The organism is Ensifer sp. GW101-20A05, assembly GCF_059424735.1.
The window spans coordinates 13,909-31,791 of sequence record NZ_JBWKZT010000012.1 but is presented as its reverse complement, the minus strand read 5'-3'; the positions used below and the strand labels follow the sequence as shown (position 1 = coordinate 31,791).

The window sequence follows — 17,883 nt, the reverse complement described above, 5'->3', positions numbered from 1 at the left end:
ATCAAATGTTTCGGCCGACTACCTTGGAAAGGCGGAGTAGACCGCCGTTTCGAAGTCAAGGTAGCCCCCGATCGAGGCCGGGTCGACGAAGGGCAATATCTGCGTCGCCCAGAGGCCGCCGAGACCATTTTGGCGGTCTATCCAGTAATAGAGGTTTGCAAGCCCAGCCCAGGCCAGCGCGCCGGCCGGTCGGCCTGTCGGCGCGGCTTCATCATTGATCATGAAGCTAAGCCCCCAGGATTTCGGCATTCCGGGGAAAAATTCGACGTCGTGCGAAAGGCTCGGTATCACCCCGGGAAGCTTTTTGATCTTCTTTTCTCCGAGGCCATTCTTTTCCGCCATTTCGACGGTTTCGGGTTTCAGCACGCGGCCGCCGGGTGCCACCCCGTCGTTGAGCCACATGCGAATAAATTTTGAGTAATCGGTAGCTGTCGAGTAGAGGCCATGCCCACCCATTTGGACCTCGGGTTCCTGGGGGAACCGGAAATCGGGCACCGGCTGCAATCGCCCTGCATCGTCCCGCTGATGCAGCGTGACCACGCGTGAGGCCATCGCTGGGGTCAATGCAAAACCGGTATCGTCCATGCCGAGCGGCTGAAGGATTCGCTCGATCATCACCTCGCCCAATCGCTTACCGGCTATGCCCTCCACCACCTGTCCGGCCCAGTCCAGGTTGCTTCCATATTCCCAGTCGTCGCCTGGGTCGAACAGCAATGGGGTGCGGATGGACGCATAGGAGCTCGTGATCACGCTCGGCTGCCCATGCTGCCGGGCCAACTTGGCGTAGGTCTCATTGAAGAAGTCGTATCCAAAGCCAGCCGTATGCAAAAGCAGCATGCGCGTCGTGATATCCCGCTTGGGCGGGCGGAGCTTCGGGTTCCCGGAGGAATCAAAGCCATCGATCACCTGCAGCTTGCCAATCTCGGGAGCGTATCGCTTGGCTGGAGCATCGAGATCGAGCCTGCCCTCTTCGACCAGTTGCAGGCAGGCAGTGCCGGTGATCGCTTTCGTCATCGAGAAGAGCCCGAAGACGCTGTCGGCGGTCATGTCCGAATCGCCACCCAATGCTCGCTTTCCGGCTGCACCCGTGTAGATGTCGCCCCGTCTATCTGTGGCAATCGCGACGACGCCGGGCACGCCATCCGCGGCGCTGACGGCGGTATTGAGGATTGCATCTGCAACAGCCCTGAGATCGCCGCCCAAAGGAACCTCCCAAGCAAACAGGCTTCGTCATCGGTGCAGGTCGCCCAGCCACCGCCGCGCCCAGAAAACTGCTTCCAGCCCGGCCCTCGTTCTGGAATACCGCGCCAAGGTTAGCACCAAATAACATTCCAAGCCATTTCGCCTGCAACGTGGCGGTGCTCGTTCACTCTTTTTCCGCGGCGGCAAGCGCTATGCACGCCGAAGTGCGGTCGGAAGATGTATTGAGGTTTGCGGGCTTGCAGCTTCGGCCCGAGGCTGAGCCGCGCGGTGGGCTCAAGACCTAAGCGTTGGAGATAAAAACGAAAAAACCGGCCGAAGCCGGTTTTGGTGCGGTCGAGAAGACTCGAACTTCCACGGGTTGCCCCACAGCGACCTCAACGCTGCGCGTCTACCAATTCCGCCACGACCGCATCGTGGTAGATGCCGACCTGCGCCAGCGGGGCTGCATGTAGCAAAAGCCCCCGCAGTGCACAAGAGATGGCTGTGCACAATTCGGGAGATCACGACAGAACTTCAGCGGCCTTCGCATTGCGGGCGAAGCGGCCAGGTCGCCTTTCCGCGCACCAGGCGCGCGCACTTTGTCGGGCACCGCGCCGAGACCGATTGCTGGGGGGCGGGATCCCGTTCGTCTTCGGCCAATCGCCAGCAAGGAGAGCGAGTTCCTTCCCACCGTGCCAAACGCCTACTCTAGATTGGAAACGTGCCGCGAAAGGATGTGTCGGCGATGCGATTCCGCGCAGCATGCCGTGTTCGCCAGGGGCAGGATAAAAAACAAAAAACCCGGCCAAAGCCGGGTTTTTTTGGTGCGGTCGAGAAGACTCGAACTTCCACGGGTTGCCCCACAGCGACCTCAACGCTGCGCGTCTACCAATTCCGCCACGACCGCATCGTGGTAGATGCCGACCTGCGTCGACGGGGCTGCATGTAGCAAAAGCCCCTGGGGGGCACAAGGGGATGACGACAGAAATTTGACGGGAAATGAAACTATTTCAACAGCCCGCTGGGGAAGCGTTGGAAACGCTGGACTCTTGTCACACGCCATCCCATTTACAAGCTCTGAAAAACAGGAATGCCGACCGAATGCAGCGTGAGAATCTGAGCCAGACCATGTTCGCCCCCCCGGAATCACCCCCGGTTCGCTGGCGGATTGCCTCTGATCTGGTGGATTATCCACAGGCAGTCGAGTTGATGGAGCAGGAGGCTGCCGCGATCGCCGCCGGCACCGCGGACGAACTCGTCTGGCTCGTCGAACATCCGCCGCTATACACAGCCGGCACCAGCGCCGATGTTGCTGACCTGGTGATGCCGGATCGCTTTCCGGTGTTCTCGACGGGTCGCGGCGGTGAATACACCTATCACGGGCCGGGTCAGCGAGTCGTTTATGTCATGCTCGATCTCAAGCGCCGAAAACAGGACGTCCGCGCCTTCGTCGCTGCGCTGGAAAGCGTCGTGATCTCCACGCTCGACTCGATGAATGTGAGAGGTGAGCGCCGCGAAGACCGGGTCGGCGTCTGGGTTCGCCGCCCGGAAAAGCCCGCCCTGCCCGACGGTTCGGTGGCGGAAGACAAGATTGCCGCGATCGGCATACGCCTGCGCAAATGGGTAAGCTTCCACGGCTTCGCACTGAACGTCGATCCGGATCTCGACCATTTCGGCGGCATCGTGCCCTGCGGTATTCGCGGCTACGGCGTAACAAGCCTGGTCGACCTCGGCCTACCGGTCATGATGCCGGATGTCGACATCCGGCTGCGCGAGGCCTTCGAGACCGTATTCGGGCCGACGAAGAACGACGGGGCGTGATATCGCTCAAGCGGCCGCCCGCCGGCCGGCCTGCCGCTCGCGCCAGATGATGAACAAGCCGGACCCGACGATGATGGCGATGCCGAGCCATTTGGAGAGCGACGGGAAGTCTCCGAAGATGAGATAGCCGAGCGCCGTCGCCGTGACGATCTCGAAATAGTGGAATGGCGCCAACAAGGAGACAGGTGCCGCTCTGAAGGCTTTGACGACCAGCAGATGGCCGTAGCCGGAGAGCGCCCCGAGGATAACCACCAGCGTCCAGCCAAGCGCCGATTTGGGCAAGGACGGCACGAAATCGGGGCTGCCCATGCCGTTGCCGACCAGGATCACCAGCGCCATCATCAATGTGCCGCCGATGCCAGCGATGGTCTGCATCGTCAGCGGCGAGTCTCCGGTACCGACCGCGCGATTGAGAAGCAGGTAGCAGGCAAAGACGAAGGCGCAGGCCACCGGCAGCAAAGCCGTCACGCCGAAAGCCGCGAAACTCGGCTGGATGACGATCATCGCCCCACCGAAACCGACGACGATGGCAAGCCAGCGTCGCCAGCCGACCTTCTCCTTCAGGAACACCGCCGAAAGGCAGGTCAGGATGAAGGGTTCGACGAAATAGATGGCAAAGGTATCTGCCAGCGGCATGTACTTCACGGAAATGAAGAAGAACAAGGCCGCGGTCGCCAGCAGCACGCCGCGCAGCAGATTGGCCCAGGGACGCTTCGGCTTCAGCGCCCGCAGGCCGCCGGCGCCAAGCAGCATCGGCAACGTCGCCACCAGCTGGAAGAAGAACCGGTAGAAGGTCACCTGGCCGGGCGACATGCCTTCGTAGACGGCCATATACTTCGCGATCACGTCCATGCCGGGCAGGATGACCATCGCAAAGAGCATGATGGCGACGCCTTGCATCACGGTATCGGCAGGCTCGGCAGCCGCGGTTCGGGCATCGGTCATGGGGCAAGCTCCGGTTGGCCGCCGCACATTAGAGCCTAGGCTACGGTTTTCAACGGCCGAGGATGCGCCGGAGGCCGAACTATCCGCGCCTTAGCCGCAATTGACGGTGTTTTTGGCGCTTCGGGGTGGTCCCTCGCTGGCCGAATGCCTATAAGCTCAGGACCATCTTCCGCCCCGGAAGTCAAAAGCGGCTTCCTGCCGTCTCTCCGGGACCTTTGAACGTAACCGTGGCAAAGGAGATATCCATGCGCTTGTCCACCGAAACGATGATTGCCCGCCTGCGCGACACCAGCGACGGTGATACGCTGGGAGGACGCATCTGGAGGGCGCGCGACGCCGCCAACATCAGCACCAAGGACCTGGCAGACCAACTCGGAGTCCGCGCTGAAACGGTCGCCGCCTGGGAGCGCGACCGCGCCGAACCCCGGACGAACCGGCTCTTCATGCTTGCCGGCGTGCTGGGCGTTACCCCGGCCTGGCTGATCGCCGGCCTCGGCAAGGCGCCGGATTCGGACGCGGTCGATGACGAGCGCGACGGCCTTCGCGAGCAGCTTGCCCTGGTCAAGAAGCTGCACGAACAGACCGGCAAGGCCATCGCCGCACTTGAGATGGAACTCAATCGCGTTCAACAGAACATTCGTTAGCTTATTGTCGATTCCAACGGGCCGCCGCCCTGGCGGCCCGAAACCATTTTTGTCCTAGGGAGAAAATAGATGGATGTACGTGCCGCCATTGCCGTTCAGGCAGGCAAGCCGCTCGAGGTCATGACGGTTCAACTCGAAGGCCCAAAGGCCGGCGAAGTGCTGATCGAGGTCAAGGCCACCGGCATCTGCCACACGGACGACTTCACGCTGTCCGGCGCCGATCCGGAAGGCCTGTTCCCGGCCATCCTCGGCCATGAGGGCGCCGGCATCGTCGTCGACGTCGGCCCGGGCGTCACCTCGGTGAAGAAGGGCGATCACGTCATTCCGCTCTACACGCCCGAGTGCCGCTCCTGCCCGTCGTGCCTGTCGCGCAAGACCAATCTCTGCACCGCGATCCGCTCGACCCAGGGCCAGGGCCTGATGCCCGACGGCACCTCGCGCTTCTCGATCGGCAAGGACAAGATCCATCACTACATGGGCTGCTCGACCTTCGCCAACTACACGGTTCTGCCGGAGATCGCCGTTGCCAAGGTCAACCCGGACGCGCCGTTCGACAAGATCTGCTACATCGGCTGCGGCGTCACCACCGGCATCGGTGCGGTCATCAACACGGCGAAGGTCGAGATGGGCGCGACCGCGATCGTCTTCGGTCTCGGCGGCATCGGCCTCAACGTCATCCAGGGCCTGCGTCTTGCCGGCGCCGACATGATCATCGGCGTCGACCTCAACAACGACAAGAAGGCCTGGGGCGAACGCTTCGGCATGACCCACTTCGTCAATCCGAAGGAGGTCGGCGACGACATCGTTCCCTACCTCGTCAACATGACCAAGCGTGGGGCCGACCAGATCGGCGGCGCCGACTACACCTTCGACTGCACCGGCAACACCAAGGTGATGCGCCAGGCGCTCGAAGCCTCGCATCGCGGCTGGGGCAAGTCCGTCGTCATCGGCGTCGCCGGCGCCGGCCAGGAGATCTCCACCCGGCCGTTCCAGCTCGTCACCGGCCGCAGCTGGATGGGCACGGCCTTCGGCGGCGCGCGTGGCCGCACCGACGTGCCGAAGATCGTCGACTGGTACATGGAGGGCAAGATCGAGATCGATCCGATGATCACCCACACCATGGCCCTCGAAGACATCAACAAGGGCTTCGAGCTGATGCATTCCGGCGAAAGCATCCGTTCGGTCGTTCTTTACTAAGCTAAGCTGGCAATGGCGCAATTCCGGGAAAATCGCTTCGCACTTTTCCTGGAATTGCTTCACAACCTGAACGACGCAATTCCGGACGGAAAACCGCTTCGCACTTTTCCTGGAATTGCTTCACAATCCAATTCAGAACGGCGTCGGAGTCGATTGATTTCCGGCGCCTTTTCAGTCCCGTTGAGAAACTGATTCAAGATGATCTATGTCGATGCCGATGCCTGCCCGGTGAAGGCGGAAATCCTGAAGGTGGCCGAACGCCATGGAATAGAGGTGACTTTCGTCGCCAATTCCGGCCTGCGCCCCTCGCGCGACCCGACGGTACACAACGTCATCGTCTCGGCGGGTTTCGATGCGGCCGACAACTGGATCGCGGAACGGGCGCAGGAGGGCGATGTTGTCGTCACCGCCGATGTACCGCTGGCCGTGCGTTGCGTTGCTGCCGGCGCGTTGGTTACCGGCCCTTCCGGACGCATCTTCGACAAGGGCAATATCGGCATGGCTTCGGCGATGCGCGATCTTGGGCAGCATTTGCGTGAAACCGGCGAGAGCAAGGGCTACAACGCCGCCTTCACGCCGCGCGATCGATCCGCCTTCCTCGAAACGCTTGACCGACTCGCACGGCAGGCGAAAAAGTGACGGTGCGGCAGCCGCTTCCGCTGCAGATCGCAGGGGTATCTGGATGACAGCGACGACGACGAAGCTCAGGCACTGGCCCTTCTACACCGCCATTCTATGCGCGCTCGCAAGCGTGCCCGTCCTCTGGTTCGTTGCGCGACGCTTCGCACTTGAAGGCGCTGCGATCACCTTCTTCTGCGTCTATCTCGTCATGTGCTGGCGGCGATTGCGGATGATGACCGGGCGGCACCTGAAGACCCATGCCAGAAACACCGACGAGCCCGAGTTCGTTATCCTCCTCGTGACATTCGGTGCGGCTGCGAGCTCGCTCATCTCTCTGTTCTTTGCGCTCAACGCCCAGCAAACAGGATCCGCACTCGCGCTCGGCCTCGCCTTTGCCTCGGTCGTGCTCGGCTGGGCGACGATCCATATGATGGCCGCGATGCATTATGCGCACATATACTGGGTGCCTTCCGCGGATGCGAAGACGCCGGAGCCTGCACGTGGCCTCGACTTTCCCGAGACACCCGAGCCCGGCGGTTTTGATTTCCTCTACTTTTCCTTCGTCATCGGTATGACCGCGCAGACCTCAGACGTCGCCATCACCACAACAGCCATGCGGCGCATCAATCTGATGCATGCCGTCGTTTCTTTCTTCTTCAACACCGTGCTCGTCGCCGCCGCCGTCAACGCGGCCGTGCAGCTTGCCGGCTGAGCATCATTACCCAAGGAGCATTTCATGAAGGTCCTCTCGCAACACACCGCTTTCGGCGGCATGCAGGGCGTCTTTTCGCACGATTCCGAGGCTTGCAAGGGCGAGATGACCTTTGCCGTCTTCGTGCCGCCGCAGGCGATCAAGGAACCGAGACCAGTGCTCTGGTACTTGTCCGGCCTCACCTGCACGCACGCGAACGTCATGGAGAAAGGCGAATACCGGCGCATGGCCGCCGAACTCGGGCTTATCATCGTTTGCCCCGACACCAGCCCGCGCGGCGCCGACGTGCCAGACGAACTGACGAACTGGCAGATGGGCAAGGGCGCGGGTTTCTATGTCGACGCCACCGAGAAGCCCTGGGCCGAGCACTACCAGATGTACAGCTACATCACCGAAGAACTGCCCGCTTTCGTCAGCCAGCACTTCCGCATGGACATGAGCCGCCAGGGCATTTTCGGCCATTCCATGGGCGGCCACGGCGCCATGACCATTGCGCTCAAACACCCGGATCGCTTCAAGAGCTGCTCGGCTTTCGCGCCGATCGTCGAGCCCTCGACCGCCGACTGGTCGGTCGGCGCCTTCGAAAAGTATCTCGGCACAGACCGCGCCGCCTGGCGCCAATATGATGCCTGCGCCCTCGTCAAGGACGGTGCGCGCTTCCCGGAATTTCTGATCGACCAGGGCAAGGCGGACAGCTTTCTCGAAAACGGCCTGCGCCCGTGGCTGTTCGAGGATGCGGTCAAGGGAACCGGCATCGATCTGACGCTGCGCATGCATGAGCGCTACGACCACTCCTACTACTTCATCTCCACCTTCATGGACGATCACCTGAAGTGGCATGCCGTACGGCTGGCCTAGGCCGATTTTGTCCCGGAGCGACTGATGACCCACCTCCTTCTCGTTGGAGCCGGCGGCGCGATCGGCTCGATCTTGCGCTACCTTGTCGGCCTCTGGACCGTCCATCGCCTCGGGGCGGGCTTCCCGTGGGGCACACTCGGCGTCAATATCACCGGCTCGTTCCTGATCGGCGTGCTGGCAGAGGCGATCATGCGCAAGTTTGGCGCGTCGCCGGAAATGCGCGTGTTCCTCATCACCGGGGTTCTCGGCGGCTACACCACCTTTTCCGCCTTTTCGCTGGATGCGATCACGCTCTTCGAGCGTGGTGATGTCATGCTTTCCGTCATCTATGTCGTTGCCAGCGTCGCGCTTTCGCTCCTTGCGGTCTTCAGCGGGCTGGCTCTGATGCGCGCAATAGTCTAAAGGCTGCTTCTACGAGCGCTGCGTAGCCTGAGGGAAACGCGGTGCGTTGCTGCATTGCTCTTCAACCGTCATCGCTTCAGGGGCATTGTCATGCAGCCGTTAAAGGATTGCGGCAGCCCTTGCGCACCTGAAGCGTTTTCTTACGTCCATCCCAACGTAAGAGCTTCAGATTGACGCGCGACGCTGCAGGAACAGAAAGCAGGTTCGCTCAAATGGCAGGCATAGAACACAGGCAAGTGGACGGTGACGAGGCAGGCATGCGCCTTGACCGCTGGTTCAAAGTGCATTTTCCGGGGCTGGGTTTCGGTCCGCTGCAGAAGCTTTTGCGTTCGGGCCAGATCCGTGTCGACGGCGGCCGCGTCAAGTCCGACACGCGCCTACAGCCGGGCCAGACGGTGCGCATCCCTCCCCTTGGCGTCGATGCGAAGGAGACGAAGACAGGCCCGATCGCCGGCCGCGACCTTCGCCACTCGCCCGACGGAGAATTGCTGTCGCGGATGGTGCTGCATGAGGACGCGAAGGTGATCGTGCTGAACAAGCCGGCCGGGCTTGCCGTGCAAGGCGGCTCCGGCGTCAACCGTCACATCGACAAGATGCTCGAGGCCTGGACCAATCAGCGTGGCGAAAAGCCCCGTCTGGTGCACCGCCTCGACCGTGACACCTCAGGTGTTCTGGTCATTGCCCGTACGCGTGGCGCCGCCCAGAAGCTGACGGCCGCCTTCCGAGAGCGCGACACCAAGAAGACCTATTGGGCGCTGGTGAAAGGCGTGCCGCGCAAGCGCGAAGACCGGATCTCGACCTGGCTGGTCAAAGAACAGACGCCGGACGGCGACCGCATGCGCATCGCCAAGCATGGCGAGGACGGTGCCGACCACGCGATTTCCTACTACCGAATTCGTGAGCAAGCGGCACAGAACCTCGCCTGGCTCGAGATGGAGCCCTATACCGGCCGTACCCATCAGTTGCGCGTGCATGCCTTGCATATCGGTCACCCGATCCTCGGCGACCCGAAGTATTTCGACGCCGATATCAACTGGAGCCTGCCCGGCGGCATGCAGAACCGTCTGCATCTGCACGCGCGCCATATCGATATCCCGCATCCGGACGGCGGTCGCCTGCGCGTGACCGCGCCGCTGCCGCCGCACATGGTCCAAAGCTGGAACCTACTGGGCTTTGAAGAGAACGAGCCGGGCGAGGACGACTGATGAAACTGGCGCTTTTCGATTGCGACGGGACGCTGGTCGATAGCGGCGGGCTGATCCATGAGGTGATGGCGCGCACCTTCGAGGCATTCGATCGCGAGCGCCCGCCGCTTTCAGCAACCAAGGGCATCATCGGCCTGACACTCGACATCGCCATTGCCCGCCTGCTTGGCCGCGAGCACGTCGACGACCTGGCACTGGCGATGACTGCGCACTACAAGTCGATCTTCGCAGGCGTGCGCAGCGAAGCCGGCTTCCAGGAGCTTTTGTTTCCGGGCATCGCCGACATGATGCAGACGCTCTCGTCGCGGGACGCGCTGCTGATCGGCGCCGTCACCGGCAAGTCTCGGCGCGGCCTCACTCACATCTCCGAAACCCACGGTTTCGACAATATCTTCTTCGTTTCGCGCACCGCCGACGACTGCCCTTCCAAGCCGCACCCGGCGATGGTGACGGAGTGCTGTTCGGAAGCGGGCATCGATGCGAAGGATACGGTCGTCATCGGCGACGCGATCTACGACATGCAAATGGCCAAGGCCGCGGGAGCCGCCGCCATCGGCGTAGCCTGGGGCTATGCGTCCGTTCCCGATCTCATCGAGGCGGGTGCCGATTTCGTTGCGCAGACGCCGGCAGACATCATTGAATGGATGGAACACAATCATGCCTGATATTCGCGACGAGCTCAGCGGTGCGATGAGCCACGAGGATCCGGTCCGCCGCGCACAGATTCAGATGCTGAAGCCGCTGCCGAAGCGCTTCTACAAGGCGGTCAGCGTCGCTGCGGCGGAAGGCGACACCCACGCCGTGCTGCTCGACGGCCGCACGGTGCGCACGCCAGCAAAGCAACCGCTTGCCGTGCCGACACGCAAGCTTGCCGATATGCTGGCCGCCGAATGGGAGGCACAGGCCGAGGTCATCGATCCCGCCCGAATGCCGGTCACCCGCATCGTCAACACGGCGCTCGATGGTGTTGCGAAAGACCAGCGCTCGGTGTTCGACGACATCCTGCGCTTCGCCGGAACCGACATGATCTGCTATCGCGCCGACAGCCCGGAAGGCCTGGTCGCACGCCAGAACGAGATCTGGAACCCGGTGCTCGACTGGGCGCGGCAAACGCTCGGCGCCCGCTTCATCCTCGCCGAAGGCGTGATCCATCAGGAGCAGCCGGAGGAAGCCCTTTCGGCCTATGCCGAGGGCCTGCGCGCTTTCGCCACTCCGCTCGGGCTCACCTGCGTTCATACGGTGACCAGCCTGACGGGTTCGGCCCTGCTGGCGCTTGCCTTCGCCTCCGGCAGGTTCACGGCCGAAGAGGCCTGGACGGCCGCGCATGTCGACGAAGACTGGCAGATCGAGCATTGGGGAACCGACGAGGAAGCCTTCCGCCGCCGCGAAAACCGCTGGCAGGAAATGCTGGCGACTGCTGCGGTTCTGGACGCCTTGCGGTAAACGGAGACAGCGAAACATCTCTGAATACGATTGCGGGCTGCGCGTCCTTCATGACGAGCAGCCCGCTTCGTTTGCAATTATGGTTACGGCTTCAGAGCAAGATCGCCCTGCTTACCTAACGCCACGTTAGTGTATTACGCTGCGTTAGGCGGCGAGTTTCAGCCCGGCAATGCCGCTGACGATGAGCGCGATGCAGCCGAGGCGGACGAAGGTCGCCGGCTCTGCAAACAGGAAGATGCCGAGGATGACGGTACCGACCGTACCGATACCCGTCCAGACCGCATAGGCCGTGCCGAGCGGCAGGGTGCGCACGGCAAGGCCGAGCAGCGCGATGCTGAGGATCATCGACCCGACGGTCAGGATCGTCGGCGTAACGCGCGTGAAGCCATCCGTGTATTTGAGACCGATTGCCCAGCCGATTTCGAGGATACCGGCAACCAAAAGAAGGAACCAGGCCATGTCAAACTCCTAATACTGGAGCGAGGCCGTCCCCGCGGATGTTCGGTTTCGAATTCGCGAACCGTGCAGCCGTCTGCAATGCCGGTTCTATCTCACACTCCGGTTCCGACGGCAAGGCAGCCACGGGCAGATCAGCCTTGCACCGGTGGCAAGGCTAAGCCACGTGCCGCATTCCTTGAATCCTTGAAAACGACGGGGTTTTCGTCCGGGCCAAGCACAAGGAAAGGCCGTCTTACAGTTTTCTGGGCATTCTAGGGAGCATTGCGCTCCCGGCGGAGTTTCGCCCACCATTCCAGCCGCTTGCGGATTTCTCGCTCGAAACCACGCTCCGGCGGATCATAGTAAGTCTGGCGCCCCATCTTTTCCGGAAAATAGTCCTGGCCGGAAAAGGCATCCGGCTCGTCGTGATCGTAGCGATAACCGTCGCCGTAGCCTTCGCCCTTCATCAGCTTGGTCGGGGCGTTGAGAATGTGCTTCGGCGGCAGCAGCGAGCCGTTCTCCTTGGCAGCGCGCATCGCCGCCTTGTAGGCAGTGTAGACCCCGTTCGACTTCGGCGCGGTCGCCAGATAGACACAGGCTTCGGCAAGCGCCAATTCCCCCTCCGGCGAGCCCAGATAATCATAGGCGTCCTTGGCGGCATTGCAGATCACCAGGGCCTGAGGGTCGGCAAGGCCGATATCTTCAACCGCCATGCGTACAAGCCGTCGCCCGAGATAAAGAGGATCCTCGCCCGCATCGAACATGCGGCAGAGATAATAGAGCGCGGCATCCGGATCGGAACCGCGTACCGACTTGTGCAGCGCCGAGATCAGATTGTAGTGGCCGTCCTGGCCCTTGTCGTAGACCGGCGCCCGGCGCTGGACGATGTTCTGAAGCGCTGCAGCATCGAAGATCTCGTCGCGCCGCGCGGCGCGCCAGACTTCTTCCGCCAGCGTCAGCGCCGCACGGCCATCGCCATCGGCCATGCGGATCAGGCTCGCGCGTGCATCCGCATCAAGCGGCAACGCCTTGCCTTCTGCCTGCTCGGCACGGGACAGAAGCTCCTGGATGCTGTCCTCACCGTGTGGCTTGAACGTCAGCACGCGAGCGCGGGACAACAGAGCGGCGTTGAGCTCGAAGGACGGATTTTCGGTCGTGGCGCCGACGAGGATGACGGTGCCATCCTCCATCACGGGCAGGAAACTATCCTGCTGGGCACGATTGAAACGGTGGATCTCGTCGACGAACAGCAGGGTCTGCCGGCCGGACATGCGCCGTGCACGCGCCGATTCGAACACCTTCTTGAGATCGGCAACACCGGAGAAGATGGCGGAGATCTGCTCGAAGGCGAGTCCCGCCTCCCCCGAAAGCAGACGCGCGACGGTCGTCTTGCCGGTGCCTGGCGGTCCCCAGAAGATCATCGATCCGAGAGAACCCGACGCGATCATACGCGACAGCACGCCATCATCCCCGGTCAGGTGCTCCTGGCCCGTGACTTCGGCGAGCGTACGCGGGCGAAGCCGGTCGGCAAGCGGTCTTGCGGACGCCATCTCAGGAGGCTCGTGTGCTGTAAACAGATCGCTCATCGGAAGAACTGACGGATAAGTTGGCCGTCCCGCTCGATTTCGACGCGCCAGAAGGAGGCGTCGTCGGCCATCACATGCTCCAGCGTCTTGGACGTGTCGATCGCCGTGCCGTTGACAGAGCGCACGATGTCCTTCGGCTCAAGGCCGATGCGTGCTGCCGGCGAACCGCGGTTGACCTGCATGACGACGACGCCCTGGAGCGAAGTCGACACGCGCAGTTCCTCGGCTAGACGTGGCGACAGATTGGCGACGACCGCGCCGGCGAAGGGATTGCGACCTTCGATCAGCCGTTCGTCACGCGGCGAGGTCTCCGGCGCCCGATCGAGCCTGAGCATCACCTCACGCGGCTTACCGTTTTCCGACACGGTAACGCGCGCCTCGTGGCCGATGCCGACCGTCGTCAAGCGGTAGCCGAGCGCATCAGGATGTTCGACTTCAATGCCGTTGACGGCGGTGATCACTTGCCCCGGCTTGATGCCTGCCAGTTCGGCCGGGCCACCCGCCACGACAGCCGTCACCAGCGCACCGCGGGCGCGGTTGAAGCCAAGGGCTTCGGCCACTTCCGAGGTCACCGGTTCGAAGCTTGCGCCGATGAAGGGACGGACGAAGGCGCCATTGCCGCCGTCAGCGGACGCGACGAAGACCTTTACCAGATTGGCGGGGATAGCAAAGCCGACGCCGTTCGAGCCGCCACCCTTGGAGAAGATCGCGGTGTTGATGCCGATCAATTGACCGTTCATGTCGATGAGGCCGCCGCCGGAATTGCCCGGATTGATCGCCGCATCCGTCTGGATAAAGAAGCCGAAATCCCCTGAAGAAACCTGGTTGCGCGCGAGAGCCGAGACGATGCCGCTCGTGACCGTCTGGCCGACGCCGAACGGGTTGCCGATCGCCAGCACGAGGTCGCCGACTTCGACCGCATCCGAGTCGCCGAGCGGGACGATCTCGAACGGGCCTTCCGACTGGATCTTCAGCACCGCCAGGTCGAGTCGGTCATCCTTGAGCACGATCTTGCAGGGAAATTCGCGCCCGTCCGCCAGCGCCACCTTGATGTCGTCGGCGCCCTCGATGACGTGATTGTTGGTCACGACGATGCCGTTCTTGCCGACGATCACGCCGGAGCCGAGCGACGATTGCTTTTCCGAGCGGTTCGGCATGCGTTGGCCAAAGAACTCCTCAAAGAAGGGATCGCCGGAAAAGATCGAGCGGCGCTCGACCACGCGTTCGGCGTAGACGTTGACGACCGCATTTGCCGTCTGCTTGACGAGCGGCGCGAAGGAAAGCTGCATTTCGGTGCGCGACTGCGGAACCGTCTTGGCCTCCTCAGCCCATGCCGGACAGGCAAGAGACACAGCAATGACGAGCGCAACAAGCGCTCTTTGACCAACGATCATGTGAAGCATTCTCCTATTCGTCACGGCTACGTTCAGATAGGATTTCGCGCGAAAAAAGGCAAATGTTGGCGCAGGATACGCAAAGTTGCCGGCTTCACGCGCTACGCACGAAAACGTGGTTCCGCACCCCTTTCACGGTGATCGAAAGTCTGCTGAGTTCGTACAAGACAAGGCTCATAAACCACTCTCGGATAAGACCATGCCATCCTACCGTCCACCACGAATCGTTTCCTCCGAAATCACGCCGGAGAACATCTTCATCAATCGCCGCGCATTCCTGGGCGCCGCGGTCGGCGGCGTCCTTCTTGCCGGAAGCGGCACAGGTATCGCGGCGGCGCTTAGCGCACCAAAAGGCAAATACGTCGTCGACGAGGACCTGACCCCCGAAGCTGACGTCACGGGCTACAACAACTTCTATGAATTCGGGACCGGCAAGGGCGATCCGGCCGCCAATTCGAGCGGCTTCAAGCCGACCCCCTGGACAGTGAAGGTCGATGGCCTCGTCGGCAAACCGAAGGAGTTCGGGCTGGAGGAACTGCTGAAGTTCCCCATCGAGGAACGCGTCTATCGCATGCGCTGCGTCGAGGCGTGGTCGATGGTGATCCCCTGGACCGGCTTCCAACTTTCGACCCTGCTCGACAAGGTGGAGCCGCTGGGCAGCGCCAAATATGTCTCGTTCGAAACGGTCGTTCGCCCGGCGGAGATGTCGGGCCAATCCGGCTTCTTTCAGCCGTTGCCCTGGCCCTATCGCGAAGGACTGAGGCTCGATGAAGCCCGTCACCCGCTCACTCTGCTGTCCGTCGGCGTCTACGGCAAAACGCTTCCCAACCAGAATGGCGCACCGATTCGGCTCGTCACCCCCTGGAAGTACGGCTTCAAGGGGATCAAGTCGATCGTGCGGATCTCGCTCACCGAGGCGCAGCCGCCCTCCACCTGGAACCTCTCGGCCCCCAACGAGTACGGCTTCTATGCCAACGTCAACCCGGCCGTCGATCACCCGCGCTGGAGCCAGGCGACGGAGAACCGCATCGGGGGCGGAGGCTTCTTCGGCTCCAACCGTCGCGACACCCTGCCCTTCAACGGCTATGCCGACGAGGTTGCCAGCCTCTATGCCAGCATGGATCTGAGAGCGAACTACTGACGATGGCCGGCCTGCCCATACTCCCGAAACGCTTTCATTCGGGCTCGGTCTGGGCGCTCTATGGCTTTGGCCTGGTGCCGGCGGCGTTTGCCTTCTATCTCGGCGCTACCGGGCAACTGCCCGGCAATCCGGTCAAGGGATTCGAGCATCTGCTCGGGATCTGGGCGCTGCGCTTTCTCGTGGCCACGTTGGCAATCACCCCGATTCGCGATCTCTTCGGCATCAACTGGCTACGCTACCGCCGGGCGCTCGGGCTGCTGGCATTCTACTACGTGCTGATGCACTTCCTGGCCTACATGCTGCTCGATCAGGTGCTGAACGTCCCGGCGATCCTCGCCGACATCGCGCGCCGTCCGTTCATCACCATCGGCATGGCGGCCCTCGTCATGCTGATCCCGCTGGCGTTGACGTCCAACACCTGGTCGATCCGCAGGCTTGGCACCCGCTGGAACACGTTACACAGGCTCGCCTACGTGATTGCTGCCGCCGGCGCCCTGCATTTTGCCATGTCGGTGAAGGTCGTTGGCCCCGAGCAGATGCTCTATCTCGGCTTGGTCGCCGCGTTGCTTCTCTGGCGGTTGGCGCGCAAACCCTATCTCCGTCGCAAACGTCAGACGGCGAGCGCGCCGGCCAGGGCGATCCCAGGAAAAGTGTAATTTTCCCATTCGCTCGGAGCAGCCGGATACTCGGTCGCTCAAGCGCTCGACCAAGCATTGAAATGGTGCAAACCACCGCCCATAGAAAAATGGCCGGGTGATGAACACCCGGCCATTTCGATTTCACTGCCTTCGATCGGCTTAGGCTGCTTCAGCAGCTTCAGCTTCAGCGGCAACGCGGGCGAGATCCTTCGCACCCTTTGCCGAGACGTCGCGGTCAACGAATTCGATGACGGCGAGCGCGGCGTTGTCGCCGTGACGGAAGCCGGCCTTCATGATGCGCAGGTAGCCGCCGTTGCGGGTGGCGTAGCGCGATGCAATCGTGTCGAACAGCTTCGAAACGACAGCGGCGTCGCGGATCTGCGAGATCGCCTGGCGGCGAGCGTGCAGGTCACCGCGCTTGCCGAGCGTGACGAGCTTCTCGACGATCGGGCGGATTTCCTTGGCCTTCGGCAGGGTCGTAACGATCTGCTCGTGTTCGATCAGCGAAGCTGCCATGTTGGCAAACATCGCCTTGCGGTGGCTGGCGGTTCTATTCAGCTTGCGGCCGGCTTTACCGTGGCGCATGGCTATTCTCCTTCACTTGCAGGCATCCGCCCGCAGTCTAATGGTTAGTATTGGTCTTCGTAACGCTTGGCGAGATCTTCGATGTTCTCAGGCGGCCAGGACGGCACTTCCATGCCGAGGTGCAGACCCATGGAAGCGAGAACTTCCTTGATTTCGTTCAGCGACTTGCGACCAAAATTCGGCGTGCGGAGCATTTCTGCTTCGGTCTTCTGAATGAGGTCGCCGATGTAGACGATGTTGTCGTTCTTCAGGCAGTTGGCCGAACGGACCGAAAGTTCCAGTTCGTCGACCTTCTTGAGAAGCGCCGGGTTGAAGGCGAGTTCGGTGACTGCCTCTTCCTCTGCTTCCTTCTGCGGCTCGTCGAAGTTGACGAAAACCGACAGCTGGTCCTGAAGGATGCGGGCCGCAAATGCGATCGCATCTTCACCGGTGACGGAACCGTCCGTCTCGATGGACATCGTCAGCTTGTCGTAGTCAAGAACCTGGCCTTCACGGGTGTTTTCCACCTTGTAGGACACCTTCTTGACCGGCGAGTACAGGCTGTCGACCGGGATCAGGCCGATCGGAGCATCTTCCGAACGGTTGCGATCAGCCGGCACGTAGCCCTTGCCGTTGTTGACGGTGAACTCCATGCGGATCTCGGCGCCCTCGTCGAGGGTGCAGATCACATGGTTCGGGTTGAGGATTTCGATATCGCCAACCGTCTGGATGTCACCGGCGGTTACAACGCCCGGACCCTGCTTGCGCACAACCATGCGCTTTGCGTCGTCGCCATCCATCTTGATGGCGATTTCCTTGATGTTGAGCACGATGTCCGTCACATCTTCCCGGACGCCCGGGATAGAGGAGAACTCGTGCAGGACGCCGTCGATCTGCACTGCGGTGACAGCAGCACCACGCAGCGACGACAGAAGCACGCGGCGAAGCGCGTTGCCGAGGGTCAGACCGAAGCCGCGCTCAAGCGGTTCCGCAACCAGCGTTGCCTTGGTGCGGCCGGAGGAGACGAACTCCACCTTGTTCGGCTTGATCAGTTCCTGCCAATTCTTCTGGATCATGTTTTCTGCCTTCCGT

General features: G+C 62.0%; 19 protein-coding genes and 2 tRNA genes. 12 read left to right on the top strand and 9 right to left on the bottom strand.

Annotated elements, in window-relative coordinates:
- Window positions 1–18: 18 nt before the first annotated feature.
- The 3 genes from acmB to AC070A_RS24950 form a co-directional block, all read right to left on the bottom strand.
- Window positions 19–1,203: a methyl acetate hydrolase AcmB gene (acmB, locus tag AC070A_RS24960; RefSeq protein ID WP_113736695.1), complete on the bottom strand. Its 1,185-nt coding sequence runs from the start codon at window positions 1,201–1,203 to the stop codon at window positions 19–21.
- Window positions 1,204–1,528: 325 nt separating this feature from the next.
- A tRNA-Leu gene (locus tag AC070A_RS24955) sits at window positions 1,529–1,613 on the bottom strand.
- 391 nt (window positions 1,614–2,004) lie between these two features.
- Window positions 2,005–2,089: transfer RNA gene (locus tag AC070A_RS24950), tRNA-Leu, on the bottom strand.
- 194 nt (window positions 2,090–2,283) lie between these two features.
- Here AC070A_RS24950 and lipB point away from each other — a divergent pair.
- The gene (gene lipB / locus AC070A_RS24945) at window positions 2,284–3,003 is read left to right on the top strand and encodes a lipoyl(octanoyl) transferase LipB (protein WP_112947128.1); all 720 of its coding nucleotides are present in this window, start codon (window positions 2,284–2,286) and stop codon (window positions 3,001–3,003) included.
- Between the two features lie 6 nt (window positions 3,004–3,009).
- On the opposite strand, the gene AC070A_RS24940 is transcribed toward lipB, so the two are convergent.
- Window positions 3,010–3,948, bottom strand: coding sequence for a DMT family transporter (locus AC070A_RS24940; protein ID WP_246806038.1), 939 nt, complete (start codon window positions 3,946–3,948; stop codon window positions 3,010–3,012).
- Window positions 3,949–4,193: 245 nt separating this feature from the next.
- Between AC070A_RS24940 and AC070A_RS24935 the strand changes: the two genes are divergently transcribed.
- From AC070A_RS24935 to AC070A_RS24895, 9 genes are all read left to right on the top strand, one after another.
- Window positions 4,194–4,592, top strand: a complete 399-nt coding sequence (locus AC070A_RS24935) for a helix-turn-helix domain-containing protein (RefSeq protein ID WP_057255598.1) — start codon at window positions 4,194–4,196, stop codon at window positions 4,590–4,592.
- A 69-nt stretch (window positions 4,593–4,661) separates the two neighbouring features.
- Complete coding sequence (locus AC070A_RS24930; RefSeq protein ID WP_218373835.1) at window positions 4,662–5,789, top strand: S-(hydroxymethyl)glutathione dehydrogenase/class III alcohol dehydrogenase; 1,128 nt, start codon at window positions 4,662–4,664, stop codon at window positions 5,787–5,789.
- Between the two features lie 198 nt (window positions 5,790–5,987).
- Window positions 5,988–6,428 (top strand): YaiI/YqxD family protein, encoded by a 441-nt coding sequence (locus tag AC070A_RS24925; protein WP_113478810.1) that lies wholly within the window; start codon window positions 5,988–5,990, stop codon window positions 6,426–6,428.
- 43 nt (window positions 6,429–6,471) lie between these two features.
- Entirely contained in the window at window positions 6,472–7,122 is a 651-nt protein-coding gene (locus tag AC070A_RS24920; protein ID WP_058329553.1) for a DUF1345 domain-containing protein, read from the top strand.
- Between the two features lie 24 nt (window positions 7,123–7,146).
- Window positions 7,147–7,980, top strand: coding sequence for an S-formylglutathione hydrolase (gene fghA, locus AC070A_RS24915; RefSeq protein WP_113737751.1), 834 nt, complete (start codon window positions 7,147–7,149; stop codon window positions 7,978–7,980).
- Window positions 7,981–8,004: 24 nt separating this feature from the next.
- A complete protein-coding gene (crcB, locus tag AC070A_RS24910) occupies window positions 8,005–8,382 on the top strand; it encodes a fluoride efflux transporter CrcB (RefSeq protein ID WP_058329555.1) in 378 nt (125 codons plus the stop codon).
- A gap of 212 nt (window positions 8,383–8,594) precedes the next feature.
- Window positions 8,595–9,587, top strand: a complete 993-nt coding sequence (locus AC070A_RS24905) for an RluA family pseudouridine synthase (RefSeq protein WP_057255592.1) — start codon at window positions 8,595–8,597, stop codon at window positions 9,585–9,587.
- On the top strand, window positions 9,587–10,252 hold the full coding sequence (locus tag AC070A_RS24900; RefSeq protein ID WP_058329557.1) for an HAD-IA family hydrolase: 666 nt from the start codon (window positions 9,587–9,589) through the stop codon (window positions 10,250–10,252). Before AC070A_RS24905 ends, AC070A_RS24900 begins: the two co-directional genes overlap by 1 nt.
- Window positions 10,245–11,030, top strand: a complete 786-nt coding sequence (locus tag AC070A_RS24895; protein WP_093232348.1) for an ATP12 family chaperone protein — start codon at window positions 10,245–10,247, stop codon at window positions 11,028–11,030. The genes AC070A_RS24900 and AC070A_RS24895 overlap by 8 nt, the downstream gene beginning before the upstream one ends.
- A gap of 144 nt (window positions 11,031–11,174) precedes the next feature.
- Here AC070A_RS24895 and sugE read toward each other — a convergent pair whose 3' ends face one another.
- From sugE to AC070A_RS24880, 3 genes are all read right to left on the bottom strand, one after another.
- Window positions 11,175–11,489, bottom strand: coding sequence for a quaternary ammonium compound efflux SMR transporter SugE (gene sugE / locus AC070A_RS24890; RefSeq protein WP_093232347.1), 315 nt, complete (start codon window positions 11,487–11,489; stop codon window positions 11,175–11,177).
- Between the two features lie 251 nt (window positions 11,490–11,740).
- Complete coding sequence (locus AC070A_RS24885; protein ID WP_058324766.1) at window positions 11,741–13,054, bottom strand: replication-associated recombination protein A; 1,314 nt, start codon at window positions 13,052–13,054, stop codon at window positions 11,741–11,743.
- Window positions 13,051–14,448, bottom strand: a complete 1,398-nt coding sequence (locus AC070A_RS24880) for a DegQ family serine endoprotease (protein ID WP_110878295.1) — start codon at window positions 14,446–14,448, stop codon at window positions 13,051–13,053. The genes AC070A_RS24885 and AC070A_RS24880 overlap by 4 nt, the downstream gene beginning before the upstream one ends.
- Window positions 14,449–14,647: 199 nt before the next feature.
- On the opposite strand from AC070A_RS24880, the gene msrP reads away from it, so the two are divergent.
- Together msrP and msrQ are read left to right on the top strand one after the other, a co-directional pair.
- Window positions 14,648–15,589, top strand: coding sequence for a protein-methionine-sulfoxide reductase catalytic subunit MsrP (msrP, locus tag AC070A_RS24875; protein WP_110878294.1), 942 nt, complete (start codon window positions 14,648–14,650; stop codon window positions 15,587–15,589).
- A 2-nt stretch (window positions 15,590–15,591) separates the two neighbouring features.
- Window positions 15,592–16,245, top strand: a complete 654-nt coding sequence (gene msrQ / locus AC070A_RS24870) for a protein-methionine-sulfoxide reductase heme-binding subunit MsrQ (protein ID WP_492384526.1) — start codon at window positions 15,592–15,594, stop codon at window positions 16,243–16,245.
- A 141-nt stretch (window positions 16,246–16,386) separates the two neighbouring features.
- Here the strand turns inward: msrQ and rplQ are convergent, their stop codons facing one another.
- Window positions 16,387–16,812 carry a 50S ribosomal protein L17 gene (rplQ, locus tag AC070A_RS24865; RefSeq protein WP_057255585.1) on the bottom strand — a complete coding sequence of 142 codons (426 nt, stop codon included), beginning with the start codon at window positions 16,810–16,812 and terminating at the stop codon, window positions 16,387–16,389.
- 44 nt (window positions 16,813–16,856) lie between these two features.
- Window positions 16,857–17,867 (bottom strand): DNA-directed RNA polymerase subunit alpha, encoded by a 1,011-nt coding sequence (locus AC070A_RS24860; protein WP_034795592.1) that lies wholly within the window; start codon window positions 17,865–17,867, stop codon window positions 16,857–16,859.
- Window positions 17,868–17,883: the final 16 nt, after the last annotated feature.